The organism is Kitasatospora sp. NPDC048722 (assembly GCF_040650235.1).
In the GTDB taxonomy this organism is placed as follows: Bacteria; Actinomycetota; Actinomycetes; order Streptomycetales; family Streptomycetaceae; genus Kitasatospora.
In genome coordinates this window covers 132,745-151,370 of sequence record NZ_JBEZGX010000008.1, presented here as the reverse complement: position 1 = coordinate 151,370, position 18,626 = coordinate 132,745, and the positions used below count along the sequence as shown (strand labels likewise).

General features: G+C 73.5%; 15 protein-coding genes and 1 pseudogene. 9 read left to right on the top strand and 7 right to left on the bottom strand.

The window, feature by feature from the left end; genetic code table 11:
• Positions 1 to 56 precede the first annotated feature (56 nt).
• Positions 57 to 689 carry a hypothetical protein gene (locus AB0C76_RS09260; protein ID WP_359962047.1) on the bottom strand — a complete coding sequence of 211 codons (633 nt, stop codon included), beginning with the start codon at positions 687 to 689 and terminating at the stop codon, positions 57 to 59.
• Between the two features lie 263 nt (positions 690 to 952).
• Here AB0C76_RS09260 and AB0C76_RS09255 point away from each other — a divergent pair, with 263 nt between their 5' ends.
• The 3 genes from AB0C76_RS09255 to AB0C76_RS09245 all read left to right on the top strand — a co-directional run bounded on the left by AB0C76_RS09255 (position 953) and on the right by AB0C76_RS09245 (position 4,725).
• Positions 953 to 1,864, top strand: a complete 912-nt coding sequence (locus AB0C76_RS09255; protein ID WP_359962044.1) for a LysR family transcriptional regulator — start codon at positions 953 to 955, stop codon at positions 1,862 to 1,864.
• A gap of 211 nt (positions 1,865 to 2,075) precedes the next feature.
• Positions 2,076 to 3,005, top strand: coding sequence for a Gfo/Idh/MocA family oxidoreductase (locus AB0C76_RS09250; protein WP_359962041.1), 930 nt, complete (start codon positions 2,076 to 2,078; stop codon positions 3,003 to 3,005).
• Positions 3,006 to 3,135: 130 nt separating this feature from the next.
• Entirely contained in the window at positions 3,136 to 4,725 is a 1,590-nt protein-coding gene (locus AB0C76_RS09245; RefSeq protein ID WP_359962038.1) for a CocE/NonD family hydrolase, read from the top strand.
• Here AB0C76_RS09245 and AB0C76_RS09240 read toward each other — a convergent pair.
• The 3 genes from AB0C76_RS09240 to AB0C76_RS09230 form a co-directional block, all read right to left on the bottom strand.
• Entirely contained in the window at positions 4,722 to 4,946 is a 225-nt protein-coding gene (locus tag AB0C76_RS09240) for a helix-turn-helix transcriptional regulator (RefSeq protein WP_359962035.1), read from the bottom strand. The genes AB0C76_RS09245 and AB0C76_RS09240 overlap by 4 nt on opposite strands.
• Positions 4,947 to 5,024: 78 nt before the next feature.
• Positions 5,025 to 5,450, bottom strand: coding sequence for a hypothetical protein (locus AB0C76_RS09235; protein ID WP_359962032.1), 426 nt, complete (start codon positions 5,448 to 5,450; stop codon positions 5,025 to 5,027).
• A 216-nt stretch (positions 5,451 to 5,666) separates the two neighbouring features.
• The gene (locus AB0C76_RS09230) at positions 5,667 to 7,040 is read right to left on the bottom strand and encodes an FAD-dependent oxidoreductase (RefSeq protein WP_359962030.1); all 1,374 of its coding nucleotides are present in this window, start codon (positions 7,038 to 7,040) and stop codon (positions 5,667 to 5,669) included.
• A 304-nt stretch (positions 7,041 to 7,344) separates the two neighbouring features.
• Here AB0C76_RS09230 and AB0C76_RS09225 point away from each other — a divergent pair, with 304 nt between their 5' ends.
• Complete coding sequence (locus tag AB0C76_RS09225; RefSeq protein ID WP_359962027.1) at positions 7,345 to 8,355, top strand: quinone oxidoreductase; 1,011 nt, start codon at positions 7,345 to 7,347, stop codon at positions 8,353 to 8,355.
• Positions 8,356 to 8,548: 193 nt separating this feature from the next.
• On the opposite strand, the pseudogene AB0C76_RS09220 reads toward AB0C76_RS09225, so the two are convergent.
• Positions 8,549 to 8,701: pseudogene (locus AB0C76_RS09220) on the bottom strand (Tn3 family transposase); the annotation flags it as partial.
• A 232-nt stretch (positions 8,702 to 8,933) separates the two neighbouring features.
• On the opposite strand from AB0C76_RS09220, the gene AB0C76_RS09215 reads away from it, so the two are divergent.
• The 4 genes from AB0C76_RS09215 to AB0C76_RS09200 are packed head-to-tail and all read left to right on the top strand — an operon-like array spanning position 8,934 to position 15,405.
• Complete coding sequence (locus AB0C76_RS09215) at positions 8,934 to 10,685, top strand: acyclic terpene utilization AtuA family protein (RefSeq protein WP_359962025.1); 1,752 nt, start codon at positions 8,934 to 8,936, stop codon at positions 10,683 to 10,685.
• Complete coding sequence (locus AB0C76_RS09210) at positions 10,682 to 12,280, top strand: carboxyl transferase domain-containing protein (protein ID WP_359962022.1); 1,599 nt, start codon at positions 10,682 to 10,684, stop codon at positions 12,278 to 12,280. Before AB0C76_RS09215 ends, AB0C76_RS09210 begins: the two co-directional genes overlap by 4 nt.
• Before the next feature lie 13 nt (positions 12,281 to 12,293).
• Positions 12,294 to 14,219 (top strand): biotin carboxylase N-terminal domain-containing protein, encoded by a 1,926-nt coding sequence (locus AB0C76_RS09205; RefSeq protein ID WP_359962019.1) that lies wholly within the window; start codon positions 12,294 to 12,296, stop codon positions 14,217 to 14,219.
• A gap of 13 nt (positions 14,220 to 14,232) precedes the next feature.
• Complete coding sequence (locus tag AB0C76_RS09200; RefSeq protein ID WP_359962016.1) at positions 14,233 to 15,405, top strand: acyl-CoA dehydrogenase family protein; 1,173 nt, start codon at positions 14,233 to 14,235, stop codon at positions 15,403 to 15,405.
• Between the two features lie 7 nt (positions 15,406 to 15,412).
• Here the strand turns inward: AB0C76_RS09200 and AB0C76_RS09195 are convergent, their stop codons facing one another.
• Positions 15,413 to 16,102, bottom strand: a complete 690-nt coding sequence (locus AB0C76_RS09195; protein ID WP_359962013.1) for a class F sortase — start codon at positions 16,100 to 16,102, stop codon at positions 15,413 to 15,415.
• Complete coding sequence (locus tag AB0C76_RS09190; RefSeq protein WP_359962010.1) at positions 16,089 to 16,772, bottom strand: hypothetical protein; 684 nt, start codon at positions 16,770 to 16,772, stop codon at positions 16,089 to 16,091. Before AB0C76_RS09190 ends, AB0C76_RS09195 begins: the two co-directional genes overlap by 14 nt.
• A gap of 236 nt (positions 16,773 to 17,008) precedes the next feature.
• On the opposite strand from AB0C76_RS09190, the gene AB0C76_RS09185 reads away from it, so the two are divergent.
• Complete coding sequence (locus AB0C76_RS09185; protein ID WP_359962008.1) at positions 17,009 to 18,598, top strand: 4-coumarate--CoA ligase family protein; 1,590 nt, start codon at positions 17,009 to 17,011, stop codon at positions 18,596 to 18,598.
• Positions 18,599 to 18,626 lie beyond the last annotated feature (28 nt).

The following is an 18,626-nucleotide window of genomic DNA, read 5'->3' as shown; positions in this document are numbered from 1 at the left end:
CTGACGTCAATCCCCTTGCGGGATAAAGGGGTTGACGGTAGCGGGTGGTGCCGGGCTCAGATGCGGCGCAGGAACACCTCCGAGGAGTTGTCGGTGTCATCGGGGACGAGCGTCCCGTCGAACGCACTGAACAGCACCTTGCCGCCCTCGGCGTCGACGAACGGCCCGTAGGACGAGCCGCCCTGGCTCACCGAGCCGTCCCCGGCGGTGCTGACCACCTCGGTGCGCCCGGTCCGCAGGTCGCGGCGCAGGACGCTGCCGGGGTTGGCGGTCAGGCCGGGGACGAGGTTGTCGGCGTCCGAGCTGAACACGACGTAGCGGTCGTCCGCCGAGATGGCCGGCTCCTGCGAGGAGCCGCGTGTGGTGGTGCCCGGCAGCGGCGTACTGACCTTCGTCACCGTGCCCTCCCGCAGGTCGCGCAGGAAGACGTCGGAGGCGTTGTCGGTGTCGCCCGGCACCAGGTTCGCGGCCCGGGACGAGAAGAGCGCGTAGCGGCCGTTCGCGCTCAGTCCGAGCGCGGTCGAGTCGCCGTCCGGCTGGGCGCCGTCGAGGCCGACGCTCACCCGGGCGGTGCCGCCCCGGGTGGGGGGCGAGGCCGTCCCTGCCTCGGCTGGTGCGGCGACCGCGGCGAGCACCGCCACGGCCAGTACGGTGCCGCCGGCGCGCAGGAGCCAACGGTTCGTGGTCATGCGGGTTTCCTCCCCTGGTCACGAGCCGGCCGTCCTGTGCACCCCCACGGCCGGCCGGGACGAGCCGACCGGGCTTCCGGCGGAAGGTCAACGTCCGAGCGTGAAGATTGACGCAAAAGCGGCCAACGTCCGTACCGCACAACGGAATCCGCGCTGCCGTCGGTCGGCGCCCGGCCGGCCCGGTCGGGATCACCCCGGCGGTTGGGCGGTCCCGGCCCGCCGCCCGGCCGGGATCACCCCGGCGCGCTGGCAGAATTGGGGGTGTGATCGACGCACGACGGCTGCGGACCCTCCGGGCCGTGGCGGACCACCGCACCGTGACCGCGGCCGCGGCGGCCCTCTACCTGACCCCCTCCGCGGTCTCCCAGCAGTTGGCCGCCCTGGAGCAGGAGACCGGCCACCACCTGCTCGCCCGCGAGGGCCGGGGTGTGCGCCTCACCGCTGCCGGGGAGATCCTGCTCGGCCACGCGGACGCCGTCCTCGCCCAGCTCGAACGCGCCGAGGCGGACCTCGCCGCGTACAGCGCGGGCGCCGCCGGCGAGGTCACCGTCGCGTCCTTCGCGACCGGCATCGCCCTCGTCCTCGCCCCCGCCATCGGACTGCTCGCCGAGCGCGCCCCCGGCGTGCGGCTCAAGGTGCTGGACGCCGAGGGCGACGCCAGCCTCCCGATGGTCCTGGACGGGCGCGCGGACCTCGCCGTGGCCGTCGAGTACCGCGGCGCCCCGCGCGCCGACGACGCCCGGCTCACCCGCGTGCCGCTGTACGCCGAGCCGTTCGAGGCCGTCCTGCCGCTCGGCCACCCGCTGGCCGCCGACGACGGCCCGATCGCCGTCGCCGACCTGGCCGCCGAGCCCTGGATCGGGCCCTACCCCGGCAACCCCTGCCACGACGTCGTCCTGCTGGCCTGCGAGCACGCCGGCTTCCAGCCCCGCCTGGTGCACTCCTCGGACGACTTCCGGGCCGTCGTGGCCCTCGCCTCCGCCGGCGCGGGTGTAGCCCTGGTGCCGCGCTCGGCCCTGCGCGGCGTCGACCTCGGCCACGTCGCCGTCCGCCCGGTGGACAGCGAACTCGCCACCCGCCGCGTCTTCGCCGCCGTCCGCGCGGGCGCGGACGGACACCCGCTGATCCGCCCGGTGCTGGATGCCCTGGCGGCGGCCGCCACGACCGGGGCGTGATCCCGGAATCCCGTGACCTGCGGGGAAGTTGGCGATTTCGAGCCGGTGTGCGAAGTCGGACGTTGACCTTCCGGCGCGCGGACGATTGGCTCGGCACCGACCGGGGTCGTCACCGACCGTCACTCGGTCGTCACGGCGGGAGGTCCCGCCGCCGCTCCCCGTCCCCCGGCATAGGCTGGGGCCGATGATCGTCCACTCGAACGGAGACCCCGTGAGCAGGCCCGACGCCCTCGAATCCGCACTCCCCGTCGGCGTGGTCGGCCTCGGCGACATCGCGCAGAAGGCCTACCTCCCCGTCCTGACCGCCCTGCCCGGCCTCGATCTGCGCCTGATGACCCGCGACCGCGCCAAGCTCGACCGCATCGGCGACACCCACCGCATCGACCCCGCCCACCGCCACACCGACCTCGACGAGCTGATCAAGGGCGGCATCCGCGCCGCCTTCGTGCACGCGGCCACCGACCAGCACGTCCCGATCGTGGAGGAACTGCTCACCGCCGGCGTGGACGTCTACGTCGACAAGCCGCTCGACTACACCCTCGACGGCGCCCGCCGCCTCGTCGACCTCGCCGACCGCACCGGGCGTTCCCTCATGGTCGGCTTCAACCGCCGCCACGCCCCCGGCTACGTGCAGGCCCTGGAGCGCCCGCGCGACCTGATCGTCCTCCAGAAGAACCGCGAGGGACTGCCCGAAGCCGCCAGGACCCTGGTCTACGACGACTTCATCCACGTCGTCGACACCCTGCGCTTCCTCGTGCCCGGCGAGATCGAGCACGTGGACGTCCGCGCCCGCCGCGTCGAGGGCCTGGTCGAGCACGTCGTCCTGACCCTGTCCGGCGACGGCTTCACCGCCCTCGGCATCATGAACCGCCGCAGCGGCTCGACGGAGGAGATCCTCCAGGTCTCCGGGGCCGACTCCAAGCGCGAGGTCCACAACCTCGCCGAGGTGATCGACCACCGCGGCCAGCCCACCACCCGTCGCCGCGGCGACTGGGTCTCCGTGGCCCGCCAGCGCGGCATCGAGCAGTGCGTCCTCACCTTCCTCGACGCCCACCGCACCGGCAAACCCCTCGACGCCCACGACGCCCTGCGCACCCACGAGCTGTGCGAACTGATCGTGGACCGCATCGAGGGCCCCTGAACTGTGCGGCATGAGGGGGCGGCGGAGGTTACCGGCCAGTAGTTTGGCTGATCATCGTCTCGTCTGATGCGGTGTCAGATCGTTATGCTCCCTGCGATCGGATCGTGTGAGCAGTAGGGAGAACAGCGTGATGGCACGACCCCACCGCAGTGGCGGACACCGGGCGGTGAGCGTCGCGCTCGTCGTGGCGCTCGGGCTGGGAGCGGGGGCCGCGGCGGCACCTTCCGCCGTCGCCGCCCCCGCGGCCGCCGCGTCGGCGTCGGCGCTCGGCGGGTTCCGGCTGGCGAGCATCACCGCCTCGGACGGGGTCGTGCTGAAGGCCGACGTCTTCACCCCGCCGGCCGGGACGCCGGGAGCGGACGCGCAGGGGCGGTACCCGGTCGTGGTGCAGCCGGCGAGCTGGGGGCAGAACGACCTGGAGTACGTCGCCCAGGGGCACAGGTTCGCCGCCGCCGGGTACGTCGTCGTGACGTACACCGTGCGCGGGTTCTGGGGTTCGGGCGGGCAGGTGGACGTCGCCGGGCCCAAGGACGTCGCCGACATCTCGACGGTGATCGACTGGGCGCTCGCCCACACCTCCGCCGACCCCGACCGGGTCGGCATGATCGGGCTGTCGCTCGGTGGCGGACTCACCCTCCTCGGCGCCGCGTTCGACCCGCGGATCAAGGCCGTCGCCTCGCTGAGCGGCTGGGCGGACCTGACCGACGCGCTGTACAGCGGGCAGACCCGGCACACCGCCGCCGCCACCAGGCTGGAGAACATCGAGCACCTGACCGGCCGCAAGAGCCCGGAGTTCGCGACCGCCCTGGACGACCTGTTCGGCGACCACGACCTGCCCGACGTGATCAAGTGGGCGGGCGTCCGCTCCCCGGCCACCTACCTGGACCGCATCAACGCCAACGGCGCCGCGATCTACCTCGCCAACGGGTGGAGCGACAGCTTCTTCAACCCCGGCCAGATGGCCGACTTCTACCAGCGGCTGACCGTCCCCAAGCGCCTCGAACTGCGCCCGGGCGACCACGCGAGCCAGGAGTTCACCGGCCTGCTCGGCTTCTCCAACGCCACCTGGGACAACGCCCGCGGCTGGCTCGACCACTACCTCATGGGCCCGGCGGGCGCGGGCAACACGACTCAGCCGCAGGGCGTCGACCTGGAGGTCCGCCCGACCGGTGTCCACGAGGCGTACCCGGACTGGAGCTCCGTCAGCTCCCGCACCGAGCAACTGGCGTTCGGCGGCACCGCCACCGTGCGCGGCGACGAGTCCTCCGGCGCGAGCGGCGGCGTCGTCCTGCTCTCCGGCATGGTCGACCAGTGGCTGCACCAGCCGCCGACCGTCGCCGTGCCGTTCCTCGACCGCTCGGCCGCCGCCGTCCGCCAGTCGGAGCCGTACGGGCAGGGTCTGCGGGTGCGTGGCGCGTCCCGCGTGCACACCACCGTCACCAGCTCCGCGTCGCAGGGCACGGCCGTCGCCTACCTCTACGACGTGGACGCGCTCGGCGTCGGCCGCCTGGTCGCGCACGCCCCGCAGAGCTGGGCCGGACGCCCGGCGGGGCAGCCCTTCCCGCTCGACGTCACGCTGTTCCCCACCGCCTACGACGTCCCGGCCGGCCACCGCCTCGCGCTCGTGCTCGGGACCCGGGACGACCTGTACGGCGGCGAGACGCCCAAGGGCAGCACGGTGACCTTCGGCCCGGCGGACGTCTCCGTCCCGGTCCGCTAGGAGCCCAGCACGATCCGGGCGACCAGCTCCCGCCGGCTGGCCACCCCGGTCTCGGCGAACAGCGACTTGAGGTGGTCCTGCACGGTGTACGGCGCCATCGCGAGCGTCCGCGCCACCTCACGGGTGTCACAGCCGCGCACGAGCAGCAGGGCCACCTCCTGCTCGCGCGCGGTTTCGGCGGCGGCCCGCGGTCCGTAGCCCCACGACGCGGAACCTGACACCAGGTTCGTGCCCCGACCACGCGCCGATCGGCGGGGTTGCGCTCCTCCTCCCGACGGGCGCGGTTCACGCCACGTGGTTCAGGTCAATCGGGTGCGCCTGCGCTTGGTTCGGGGCGGCGGACCGTCGATCCGGACGAACGCCTCCCGGACGGCCACCCGCCCGGCGGCGCGGAACGAGTGCGCACTCGAATCCACGTCGTGCACGACCGTACGGCGGACGACGACGGCCGCCGCCACGCCATCCACACCGCGCGCGGCCAGTTCCTCGCGCACACCGTCGACGAACGCCTCGTGCCACAGCCGAAGTTCGTCCGCCGGGATCGTTCCGACGACCGTCGCCTCACGTGCGACCTCCAGGAGGACCCCGTCCTCCCACGGCTCGAAGTCCACCGTCACGTCCGCGAAGTCCGACGGACACCCCGCCTGCCGCACGTACCGAGCCCGCACACCCCGCACCGGGAACGGCGGGAACGGCGGGAACGGCCCACCCCTGAGCTCCTCCACGCGCTGACCGTAGCTCACCGCCCGGCCCGGGCAGCGCCGCCGGGTCGGTACCGTCGTCCTTGATCATCGACGGTGGTCCGAGAACGCCGGAGCGGGAGCGGGAGTCGCACGGGACGTACGGTCTTCCTCGGGGTCAAGGCCGTTCCCTCCGGCGTCGGCCCCTCCGGCTCACCGTCACCGCCTGGGACGGAAAGCCGAAGTGACCCCGACGAGCTCTCAAGCGGGGATCAGCGCGTCCCACTCGGCGCGGGTCGGCCCGTCGTGCGCGGGGGCGAAGTCGGGACGGTCGGCCAGCCAGGCCGTGACGTGGCGGTCCACCTCGTCGTTGCCGTAGGCGGTGTCGGGCGTGTGGACGAGGTGGCGCACGTGGGCCCGGGCGCGCATGACGACGGGGTCCTCGAAGGCGCACGCGGCCACGGCGGCGGCCCGCACGTCGGTGGCGGGCGCGGCGTCGGCGAGGCGCTGGGCGTTGCTCTGGTCGGCCTTCACCTGGGCGTCGAACCACGGGCGGAGGGTTCGGGTGGTCCAGGCGTGGTAGCCGGCGGGGTCGGCGGCGACCTCGTCGGCGTGCGCGGCGAGGTACTGGCCGGCCAGCAGGCCGAGGGCGACGCCGTGGCCCAGGGTGGGGTTGGTGTGGACGAGGCTGTCCCCGGCGTTGACCAGGCCGGTGGCGACGGGCCCGTCCTCGTCGACGAGGGAGGACCAGCGGTTGTCCAGGCCGGCCATCGCGAGGACGGGCGACTGCGGTTCGCCGGCCAGGTCAAGCCAGGCGGCGCAGGCGGGGAAAGTGCGGGCCACGGCCTCGAACACGGCGGGGTCGGTGAGCGCGCCGCGGGTCGGATCGGCGGTGGAGAGCACCATGCTGACCGCGAAGGTGTCGTTGTCGGACGGGAAGACGCCGGCCATCGCGAAGGTCGTGGACGAACCCGTCCTGACCCGCCCGGGGTCGCGCGGGCCGTCGGGGCGAAGGCGGTACCAGCGGCACAGGTAGGCGATCCCGGCGCGGTGGCTCTCGACCGCAAACGGGCGGCAACCGGCCGCGGTCAGCCAGCCGGGCACCGGTGAACGGCGGCCGGCGGCGTCGACGACGAGGTCCGCCGGGTGGGTCCCGGCGTCCGTCTCCACACCGGTGACGCGGGTGTGCGGGTCCGCCGCGAAGGTGAGGCCCCGCACCCGGCAGCCGCGCCGCACGTCGACGGCGGCCTCCCGCTGCACGGCTGCGGTCAGGGCGGCCTCCAGCACGATGCGCCGGGTGCGCAGGGTTATCAGGTCCTCGTCGCCGTCCCGCCGGGGCGGGTGCTCGTCGAACCAGTCGAAGTCGTGGTACTCGTGGGCACCGCGCGCCAGCAGGTCGGCGTAGACGTCCGGGGCCTCGGCGAGCAGCACGGTGCGCACCGGCGCGAGGAACGAGTGGGGCTGGTCGGCCTGGGGCACCCGGGGCCTGGCCCAGTCGTAGAAGTCCCGGTCGAGGTCCTCGCCGGCCGCCCGTGCGTCCTGTTCGAACAGCGTCACCACATGGCCCTGCCGGCCCAGCATGAGCGCTGTCCCCAGCCCGCTGATACCGCCACCGATCACTGCAACCCGCGCCACCGAGGCTCCCCTTCGCGTCGTGTTGCGGAGCGATCCTACTGTCCGATGATCACCACCAGTCAAACCGGCGCCGCGCTCAACGGCCGGCCGCGTCGCCTCCAGGGCCTCCGGGGCGCGGCGACCGGCGTGTCGTCGCACAGACTCAACCAACCTGCCTGGGCAGTACGACTAGGGCAGTTGCCGCGGCACGGCCGGCTTCATGTCGCTGACCTGAACGTGACGGCCACGACACCTCACCGCGAGCGGAAATAGGATCGCCACGAGTGGAGTTGGTGAGGGAAGTCTGCCGTTTCAGGAGGGGTCAATGCGAGCGATTCAGGTGTCCGAAGTGGGCGGTCCCGAGGTGCTGCGACTGGTCGATATCGATCAACCGACGCCGGGCCCGGGCCAAGCGGTCGTGGAGGTCGCCGCATCCGGGGTCAACTTCCTCGACGTCTACCACCGCGAAGGCCGGTACAGCCTCCCGCTGCCCTTCACCCCGGGCGCTGAGGGCGCCGGCACGGTCGTCGAGGTTGGACCCGGCGTCGCTGACGTCGCAGTCGGGGACCGGGTCGGTTGGGTGGAGATTCCCGGCACGTATGCCGAGCGGGCCGTCGTGGACTCCTCCCGGCTGGTGCCGCTGCCCGACGACATCGGCTTCGAGACAGCCGCCGCCGTGCTCCTCCAAGGCATGACCGCGCACTATCTCGTCAAGGACGCCTACCCGGTTCAGAGGGGCGACACGGTGCTCGTGCATGCGGCTGCTGGTGGCATGGGGCTGCTCTTGACCCAGCTCATCACCCATCTCGGCGGCAGGGTGATCGGCACGACGTCGACCACGGCGAAGGCCGAGCTGGCGAAGCGTGCCGGGGCCGCTGAGGTGATCCTTTCCTCCGCAGTCGACGATCTCGCAGCCGAGGTGAGGCGGCTCAACGGCGGTCAGGGACTGCCGGTTGTCTTCGACGGCGTCGGCGCGCACACCTTCGACGCGAGCCTCGCCAGCCTGCGAACCCGCGGCCATCTCGTGCTCTTCGGCGCGGCAAGCGGTGCCGTGCCGCCGTTCGATCCGATTCGGCTCGCCCACGGCGGTTCGCTGACCCTGATCCGGCCCAGCCTCGGGCACTTCATCGCCGATCGGTCCGAACTGCTCCGACGTGCCGCCGATGTGTTCGAGTGGGTGCGCTCCAAGGCGCTCGAGGCCACCGTAACGGCCCGCTACGCATTGTCCGAGGCCGCCCAGGCCCACAGCGATCTGGAGGCTCGGCGTACCACCGGCAAGCTGCTCGTCGTACCCGATGCGGCCGCTATTGGACGCCGCGAGGAGACGCAGAGCTGACCGCGGGTGACGAGGTCGGGGATCTTGGAGACTGAGATGTCGAGGGCATGGCCGACCGCCATCGCCAAGATCCCCGACCTCGTCAGGCACTCAGCAGGCCAGGATCAAGTTCTGGCGGGTTTCTGGCGTATCAGGGCACACCCCTTCCAGGTCCGTGGCGAACAGCGGGCCGTAGCGGTCGGCGGACATCTCGCAGCACCGGCTCGGCCTCGGCCGTGCCGAGCCGGAGCGCGGTCGCGTACTTCACCATCTGGTCGTACTGCTGCTCGATCGGCTCCCAGCGGATCGGCCGCGTCAGCGAGGCACCGAGCGCCGGCCAGCCGGGCGGGGTGTCGTCCGGGCGGTACGGACGCGGTCAGGCTCGCCGAGATCGGGTGAGAACTCGCCAGATGTCTTTCCAGATCATCTGGGACTCCGCCACGTCACCCGAGAACGGACAACAGCCGCTGCGCCCCCGGCCGATCGGGCGGGGGCGAAAACAAGCATGCGTGATTGCTTTTTTCTCCGGCCGGTGCCACGCTGCTGCCCGGCGGTGGCCGTCAGGCGGCCGCCAACTCACCGGCAGGGGAGGCGCATTGGTGCGCGCACGTGCGGGTTTGCGGATCGGGAACGCCTCCGGGTTCTACGGCGACCGGTTCGCGGCGGTCCGGGAGATGCTCACCGGCGGGCCGCTGGACGTGCTGACCGGGGACTACCTGGCGGAGCTGACGATGCTCATCCTGGCCAGGGACCGCCTGAAGGACCCGTCACTGGGGTACGCGCGGACGTTCCTGCGGCAGATGGAGGAGTGCCTCGGCCTCGCCCGTGAGCGCGGGGTGCGGATCGTCGTCAACGCGGGCGGGCTCAACCCGGCCCGGCTCGCGGGCGAACTGCGCAAGCTGGCCCAGCGGTACGGGATCGCCGCCGCCGTGGCCCACGTCGAGGGTGACGACCTGCTCCCGCGCATCGCCGAACTCGGCCTGCCGGAAGGTCTGTTGGCGGCCAACGCCTACCTCGGCGGGTTCGGCGTCGCGGCCTGCCTGGCCGAGGGGGCGGACGTCGTCGTCACCGGCCGGGTCACCGACGCGGCCCTGGTGACGGGCCCGGCGATCGCCCACTTCGGCTGGACCCCGGCGGACCTCGACGCCCTCGCCGGCGCCGTCGTCGCCGGTCACGTCCTGGAGTGCGGGGCGCAGGCCACCGGCGGGAACTACGCGTTCTTCCGCGAGCACGACGTGACGAGGCCCGGCTTCCCGATCGCCGAGCTGCACGCCGACGGCTCCAGTGTGATCACCAAGCACCCGGGCACCGGCGGCGCCGTCACGACCGGCACCGTCACGGCCCAACTCCTGTACGAGACGACGGGTTCGCGCTACCTCGGGCCGGACGTCACGGCCCGGCTCGACACCGTCCGCCTCGCCCAGGAGGGCCCCGACCGGGTCCGCATCGACGGCGTGCGCGGCGAGGCGCCGCCCGCCACGCTCAAGGTGGGCCTCAACAGCCTCGGCGGCCACCGCAACGAGGTCGTCTTCGTCCTCACCGGGCTCGACATCGAGGCCAAGTCGGAGCTGGTGCGGCGGCAGTTGGAGGCGGCCATCCCGCCCGGCCGGCGCCCGGCCGAGCTGACCTGGACCCTCGCCCGCACCGACCACCCCGACGCGCCCACCGAGGAGGGCGCCTCCGCGCTGCTGCGCCTGACCGCCCGGGACCCGGACCCGTCCAAGGTAGGGCGCGAACTCGGCAAGGTGGCAGTGGAGTTGGGCCTAGCGGGCTACCCGGGCTTCCATCTCACCGCGCCTCCCGGGCCGGGCGCACCGTACGGGGTGTTCACCGCCGCGTACGTCGACGCGAAGGCCGTCGAGCACACGGCCGTCCTCCCGGACGGCCGTCACCTGAGCATCCCCCCTGTGGAGATCAGCCCCCGATCGGCCCGCGCGGACGAACCGTCGGATCTCCCGGAGCCGCTGCCCGCCGGCCCGACCCGCCGGGCCCCGCTCGGCCTGGTGGCCGGAGCCCGCAGCGGTGACAAGGGCGGCGACGCGAACCTCGGCGTCTGGGCCCGCGACGACGAGGGCTGGCGCTGGCTCGCGCACACCCTGACGGTCGACAGGCTGCGCGAACTCCTGCCCGAGACTCAGGACTTGCCCGTCAGCCGGCACGTGCTCCCGAACCTCCGCGCGCTCAACTTCGTCATCACCGGCCTGCTCGGCGAGGGCGTCGCCGCCCAGCACCGCTTCGACCCGCAGGCCAAGGCGCTGGGGGAGTGGCTGCGTTCCCGCCACGTCGACGTCCCCGAAGCGCTCCTCGACGTCCCCGAAACCCTCCCCGCCGGATCGGAGCCACCGCTGTGACCGTCCTGCCCACCCGGGTCGACCCGGCCGCGCCCGACCACGCCGAGCACCGCGCCGCGATGCTCGACAAGCTCGCCGCCCTCGACGCCGAGCACGCGAAGGCGCTGGCCGGCGGCGGTCCCAAGTACGTCGAACGCCACCGCGCCCGCGGCAAGTTGCTGCCGCGCGAGCGGATCGAGCTGCTGATCGACGAGGACTCGCCGTTCCTGGAGCTCTCCCCGCTCGCGGCCTGGGGCAGCGACTACCCGGTGGGCGCCGCGCTGGTCACCGGCATCGGCGTCGTCGAGGGCGTCGAGTGCGTGATCACCGCCAACGATCCGACGGTCCGCGGCGGCGCCAGCAACCCGTGGACCCTGCGCAAGGCCCTGCGCGCCAACGAGATCGCGCTCGACAACCGCCTCCCGCTGGTCAACCTGGTCGAGTCCGGCGGCGCCGACCTGCCCAGCCAGAAGGAGATCTTCATCCCCGGCGGCGCCCTCTTCCGCGACCTCACCCGGCTGTCCGCCGCCGGGATCCCCACCGTGGCCGTGGTGTTCGGCAACTCGACGGCCGGCGGCGCCTACGTACCGGGCATGTCCGACCACACCGTGCTGGTCAAGGAACGCGCCAAGGTGTTCCTCGGAGGCCCGCCGCTCGTGAAGATGGCCACCGGAGAGGAGGCCGACGACGAGTCGCTCGGCGGCGCCGAGATGCACGCCCGCACGTCCGGCCTGGCCGACCACTTCGCCGTCGACGAGGCGGACGCGCTGCGCCTCGCCCGCCGGATCGTCGCGCGGCTGGACCACCGCAAGCCGGGCCCGGGCCCGGACGCGTCCGCCGAGCCGCCGAAGTACGCCGAGGAGGAGCTGCTCGGCATCGTCCCGGGCGACCTCAAGGTGCCGTTCGACCCGCGGGAGGTGATCGCCCGGATCGTCGACGGCTCCGACTTCGACGAGTTCAAGCCGCTGTACGGCCCGAGCCTGGCCACCGGCTGGGCCCGCCTGCACGGCTACCCGGTCGGGATCCTCGCGAACGCGCAGGGCGTGCTGTTCAGCGCGGAGTCCCAGAAGGCCGCCCAGTTCATCCAGCTGGCGAACCAGCGGAACACCCCGCTGCTGTTCCTGCACAACACCACCGGTTACATGGTGGGCAAGGACTACGAGCAGGGCGGCATCATCAAGCACGGCGCCATGATGATCAACGCCGTCTCGAACTCCACGGTGCCGCACCTCTCGGTGCTGATGGGCGCCTCCTACGGGGCCGGCCACTACGGCATGTGCGGGCGGGCGTACGAGCCGCGGTTCCTGTTCGCCTGGCCGAGCGCGAAGTCCGCGGTGATGGGCCCGCAGCAGCTGGCCGGCGTGCTGTCGATCGTCGCCCGTCAGTCGGCCGCCGCGAAGGGGCGGCCGTACGACGAGGACGCGGACGCCGCGATCCGCGCGATGGTCGAGCAGCAGATCGAGGCGGAGTCGCTCCCGGCGTTCCTGTCCGGCCGGCTCTACGACGACGGCGTGATCGACCCGCGCGACACCCGGACGGTGCTCGGCCTCTGCCTGTCCGCGATCCACAACGCGCCGGTCGAGGGCGCGCGCGGCTACGGCGTCTTCCGGATGTAGAAGGGGACCTGGAATGATCACCAACCTGCTGGTCGCCAACCGCGGCGAGATCGCCCGCCGGGTGTTCCGCACCTGCCGCGCCCTCGGCGTCGCGACCACCGCCGTGCACTCCGACCCGGACGCCGGTGCCCCGCACGTCCGCGAGGCCGACGCCGCCGTCCGGCTGCCCGGCGCCGCGCCCGCCGAGACCTACCTGCGCGGCGACCTCATCGTCCGGGCAGCCCTGGACGCGGGCGCCGATGCCGTCCACCCGGGGTACGGATTCCTTTCCGAGGACGCCGGGTTCGCGCAGGCGGTGCTCGACGCGGGCCTCGTCTGGGTCGGGCCGCCGCCGGCCGCGATCTGCGCGATGGGTTCCAAGACGGCCGCCAAGCGGCTGATGGCGCAGGCGGGCGTGCCCGTCCTCGACGCCCTCGCGCAACCCACCGAGGCGGACCTGCCGCTCCTGGTCAAGGCGGCCGCGGGCGGCGGCGGCCGGGGCATGCGCGTGGTCCGCTCGCTGGCAGAGCTGCCGGGCGAGATCGAAGCCGCGAAGGCCGAGGCCGCCAAGGCCTTCGGCTCCGACGAGGTGTTCTGTGAGCGCTACCTGCCCACCGGCCGCCACGTCGAGGTCCAGCTGATGGCCGACGCCCACGGCACGGTCTGGGCGGTCGGCGACCGCGACTGCTCGCTGCAGCGGCGCCACCAGAAGGTGATCGAGGAGGCCCCCGCGCCCGGGCTCCCCGACGCCGTGCGCACCGCGCTGCACGGGGCGGCCGTCGCCGCCGCCCGCGCGATCGGCTACGTCGGCGCGGGCACCGCCGAGTTCCTCCTCGCGGAGGACGGCCGCTTCCACTTCCTGGAGATGAACACCCGCCTCCAGGTCGAGCACCCGGTCACCGAGGCCGTCACCGGACTCGACCTGGTCGCGCTCCAACTCGCCGTCGCCGAGGGGGAGAAGCTCTCCGCCGCACCCCCGCCGACGAACGGCTGCGCGATCGAGGCCCGCCTCTACGCCGAGGACCCGGCCCACGACCACCGGCCCGCCACCGGTACCCTGCACCGCTTCGAACTCACCGTCCCGCACCAGGAGTTCGACGGGCGCGGCCTGCGGCTCGACTCCGGCGTGGAGAGCGGCGGCACCATCACGCCACACTACGACGCGATGCTCGCCAAGGTGATCGCATGGGCCCCGACCCGCGCGGCCGCCGCCCGCCGCCTCGCCGACGCCGTCGCCCGCGCCCGGCTCCACGGGCCCACCACCAACCGGGAGTTGCTCGTCCGCGCGCTGCGCCACCCGGCCTTCCTGGAGGGCCGTCTGCACACCGGATTCCTCGCCGAGCACGCGGCCGACCTCACCGCACCGGACGACAAGGGCGCCGCGCGGGCGGCCCTGGCCGCCGCCCTCGCCGACGCGGCGGAGCGTCGCACCCCGCTGCCGTCCGGCTGGCGCAACCTCCCGTCCCAGCCGCAGGTCAAGCGCTACCGGACCTCCGACGGAGGCGAGTCACAGGTGCGCTACCGCCTCACCCGGCAAGGTCTGCAGGCCGACGGCCACCCGGACACGGAGCTCGTCGAGCACACGCCGGAGAGCGTCGCCCTCCGCCACGGCACGATCCGCCGCACCTACCGCGTCGCCCGCTACGGCACGGAGGTCTTCGTCGAGACCTCCGACGGCACGACCGCCCTCACCGCCGTCCCCCGCTTCGCCGACCCCACCGCGCAGGCCGAACCGGGGGCCCTGCTCGCCCCGATGCCCGGCACCGTCAGCCGCGTCGCCGCCGCCGTCGGCGACGCCGTCACCGCCGGGCAGCCACTGCTGTTCCTGGAGGCGATGAAGATGGAGCACCGCGTCGTCGCCCCCGCCGACGGCACCCTCGTGGAACTCCTTGCCACCCCGGGCCGGCAGGTCGAACTCGGCACCCTGCTCGCCGTCGTCAAACCCTCCCAAGAGGTCTGAGGAAGGACCCCGCATGTCCGCCATCGGCAGTCAGCTCCTCGAATCCCCCGAACGCCAGGCCCTGCGTCGCGCGGTCGGCGACCTCGGCCGCCGCTACGGCTCCGCGTACTACCTCGCCAAGGCCCGGGCCGGCGAGCCCGCCGACGAACTGTGGGCCGACGCCGGCAAGGCCGGCTACCTCGGCGTCAACCTGCCCGCCGAGTACGGCGGCGGGGGCGGCGGCATCACCGACCTCGCCATCGTCCTGGAGGAACTGGGCACCGCCGGCTGCCCGTTGCTCCTGCTGATCGTCTCCCCGGCGATCTGCGGCACGGTCATAGCCCGGTACGGGACGGACGGGCAGAAGCGCCGCTGGCTGCCCGGACTGGCCGACGGCACCCGCCGGATGGCCTTCGGCATCACCGAGCCGGACGCCGGCTCCAACTCGCACCGGATCTCCACCGTGGCCCGCCGTGACGGTGAGGACTGGCTGCTCACCGGCCGCAAGGTGTTCGTCTCGGGCATCGACCACTCGGACGACGTGCTGTTCGTCGCCCGCACCGAGGACGCTCGCACCGGCAAGCTCAAGCCCTGCCTGTTCGTCGTCCCGCGTGAGACCCCGGGCTTCGAGTTCCGGGCGATCCCGATGGAGCTCGTCGCCCCCGAGAAGCAGTTCCAGGTGTTCCTGGACGACGTGCGGCTGCCCGCCGACGCGCTCGTCGGCGACGAGAACGCGGGCCTGCTCCAGCTCTTCGCGGGCCTCAACCCCGAGCGCATCCTGACCGCCGCCTTCTCGCTCGGCCTCGCCCGCCAGGCCCTCGGCAAGGCCGTCGAGTACGCGAAGACGCGGACGGTGTGGTCGACCCCGATCGGCGCCCACCAGGGCCTCGCCCACCCGCTGGCGCAGTGCGCGGTGGAGATCGAGCTGGCCCGGCTGATGACACAGAAGGCCGGGCTGCTCTACGACGCGGGCGAGGACCTCGCGGCCGGCGAGGCAGCCAACATGGCCAAGTACGCGGCCGGCGAGGCCGCCGCCCGCACGGTCGACCAGGCGGTGCAGACGCTCGGCGGCAACGGCCTGACCCAGGAGTACGGACTGGGCGCGCTGCTGGCCGCCACCCGGGTCGGCCGGGTCGCCCCGGTCAGCCGCGAGATGGTGCTCAACTACGTCGCCCAGCACACCCTCGGGCTGCCGAAGTCGTACTGACCGTGGATCACTTGACGCCGGTCAGGTGGGCGAACACGACGGTGTTCGACTCGTACCCGGTCTTCCGGTCGAACTTGCCGCCGCAGGTGATCACCCGCAGCTCGGCCCGCTCGGTGGCGCCGTACACGAGGGCGTCCGGGAAGTCCTTCTTCGGGAACACCCGGACGGAGTCGATCGTGAACACCGCCGTGCGCCGGTCCTTGCGGGCCACCTCGACGGTGTCGCCGGGGCGCAGCAGCCCGAGCCGGTAGAAGACGGCCGGCCCGGTGCGGTTGTCCGCGTGCCCGATCGTGATGGCGTTGCCGGCCGCCCCCGGCGCGGCGCCGTCGCGGTACCAGCCGGCCAGGTTGCGCTGGTCCATCGGCGGGGGGTTCAGCTGCCGGGAGGCGCTGAGCCCGAGGCCGACGACCGGGGCATCGACCTTGATCGCGGGGATCCGGATCCTGGTCGGCGGCGAGGCGGGCAGCGGCGGGTGGCCGGGCGGTGGCGAGGGGGCGGCCACCGGCGGGCGGTCGGGGCCTGGCGCCGTGGCGGTCGCCGGGGGCGCCGGGGCCGGCAGCGGCGGCCCGTCCCGGCCGTCGGTGCCGGCGTGGACGAGCCAGATGCCGCCCGCCGCGAGCGCCAGAGCGAGGGCCCCGGCCGTGATCGGGCCGGGGCCGCCGCGCGGCACGCGGAAGGGGCGGTCAGGACTCGGCATTGGTCCCGGGACGGCGGCGCATCGCGCGGATGGTGAGGCCGCCGGCGCCGAGGAGCAGCGCGACCCCGCCGATCACCTCGGCGGCGTTGGCCCCGGAGGTGCCGCCGCCGCCGGTGGGCACGCCGCCGTGGGGCCCGCCGCCGGGGGAGGCGCTGGGCGAGTGCGAGTGGCCGGGCGACGCACTGGGGGAGGCGCTCGGTGACGGTGACGGCGACGGTGACGGCGAGGAGGAGGGTGAGGGCGACGGCGACGAGGAGGCGCACGAGACGTCGAAGACCTTCTGCTTGGCCGTCCCGGTCTCGCCAACGAACGTCCATTCGAGCTTGTAGTGCCCGTTCGGCAGGGTGAGGTCGCCCGTGTTCCCGGTGCCGTTGGTGAGCGTGATCGACCCGGCGAGCACCTGCGCCGTGCCGGTCGGCGGCTGCTGCTCGATCGTCCAGTTCACCTGCTGGACGGTGTCGAAGTTGAACGCGTCCAGGTAGAACACGCAGACCTTGGGCTCGTCCCGCGGGTCGCTCACCGGAGTGGTGCTGGCGTGGATCTTGACGTCGCCGTTGTCGCCCGGCGCGGCGAACGCGAGCGGAGCGCTGCCGAGCGCGAGGACGACGGCGGTGGTGGCGGCGGCGAGCAGGCGGCGGCCGCGCGGCAGGGGATGGGAGGTGGCTCTCACGGTTGGGGTGCTCCAGGGTCCGGGGCCGCTCCCGGGGGCGGGCGGCCGTGGTGCACACCGTCCGGCCGGGCGCCCCCCGGCGGCAACTGTGCCACGCGTGCTCCGGCCGTCCTTCCCCACAATGGCCCAGTGTCCCCCCACTGTCCGTATGCTCCTGAACGCGCCCCCGGCCGGCCCGCCCCCGAGACCTGTCGCCGGTCCAGAATCCACCTCAACTTCCTTAGTGGAGGCTTACCTTGGTGTTCCTCAGCGACTTCCCCGACGTACCGACGATCGATCTGCCGATCCACGACGCGGTGCTCGGCGACGCCGAGCGGTACGGCGACCGGCCGGCCCTGATCGACGGCCTCACCGGACGGACCGTCAGCCACGCCGAGCTCGCCGGGTCCGTGCTCAGGGTCGCCGCCGGCCTGGCCGATGCGGGCGTGCGCAAGGGCGACGTGCTGGCACTCTTCAGCCCCAACACGATCGCCTACCCCATGGCGTTCTACGGCGCCACCCGGGCCGGCGCCACCGTCACCACCGTCTCCTCCCTCGCCACCCCGAACGAGCTCGCCGGCCAGCTGCGCGACAGCGGCGCCCGCTGGCTGGTCACCGTCTCCCACTTCCTGCCCACCGCCGCCGGGGCGGCCGAGCTGCTCGCCGCCGAGGGCCGCCCGCTGCGCGAGATCGTCGTGCTGGACGGCGCCGACGGCCACCGCTCGCTCGCCGACCTGCTCGCCACCACCGCTCCGGTGCCCGACGTCCCGATCGATCCCGGCGAGGACGTCGCCGTCCTGCCGTACTCCAGCGGCACCACCGGCCTGCCCAAGGGCGTCATGCTCACCCACCGCTCGATCGCCACCAACCTCGGCCAGGTCGACGCCCTGTACCGCCCCGAGCCGGGCGAACGGGTGCTCGCCGTCCTGCCGTTCTTCCACATCTACGGCCTCGCCGCGCTGCTCAACCAGCCGCTGCGCTGCGGCGCCGCGGTGGTCGTGCTGCCGCGCTTCGACCTGGAGCAGTTCTGCCGCGCCATCGAGGAGCACCGGGTGCAGGCGCTCATCGTGGCCCCGCCGATCGCCCTCGCCCTCGCCAAGCACCCGCTGGTGGAGCGCTTCGACCTGTCCTCCGTCGAGTACCTGCTGTGCGCCGCCGCCCCGCTCGACACCGAGCTCGCCGCCGCCTGTGCCCGCCGCCTCGGCCTGCCGCACCTGCTCCAGGGCTACGGCATGACCGAACTGTCCCCGGTCACCCACGTCGTCTCCCCGCACGACACCGACCCCTCGCCCGGCGCCGTCGGCCGGATGGTCCCCTCCACCGAGCTGCGCGTCACCGCCCTGGACGGCACCCGGACGGACCTCGGGCCCGGCGAGCCCGGCGAGCTCCTGATCCGCGGCCCGCAGGTGATGAAGGGCTACTTCGGCCGTCCCTCCGAGACCGCCGCCGTGATCGACGAGGAGGGCTGGCTGCACACCGGCGACGTCGGCTTCGTCGACGACCGCGGCTACCTGCACATCGTCGACCGGGTCAAGGAGCTGATCAAGTACAAGGGCTACCAGGTCGCCCCCGCCGAACTGGAGGCCGTCCTGCTGGGCCATCCGCAGATCGCCGACGCCGCCGTCATCGGCGTGACGGACGCCGAGGGCACCGAGTGTCCCAAGGCCTTCGTCGTCCGGGTGCCCGGCAGCAGGCTCAGCGCCGAGGACGTCACCGCGTTCGTCGCCGGCCAGGTCGCCCCCTACAAGAAGGTGCGCGCGGTCGAGTTCGTCGAGGCCGTCCCCAAGTCCCCCGCCGGAAAGATCCTGCGCCGCGAACTGCGAGCCCGCGAGGCGGCGGCCCGCTGACCGGCACGCAGGGCGCATCTGTGAGGAT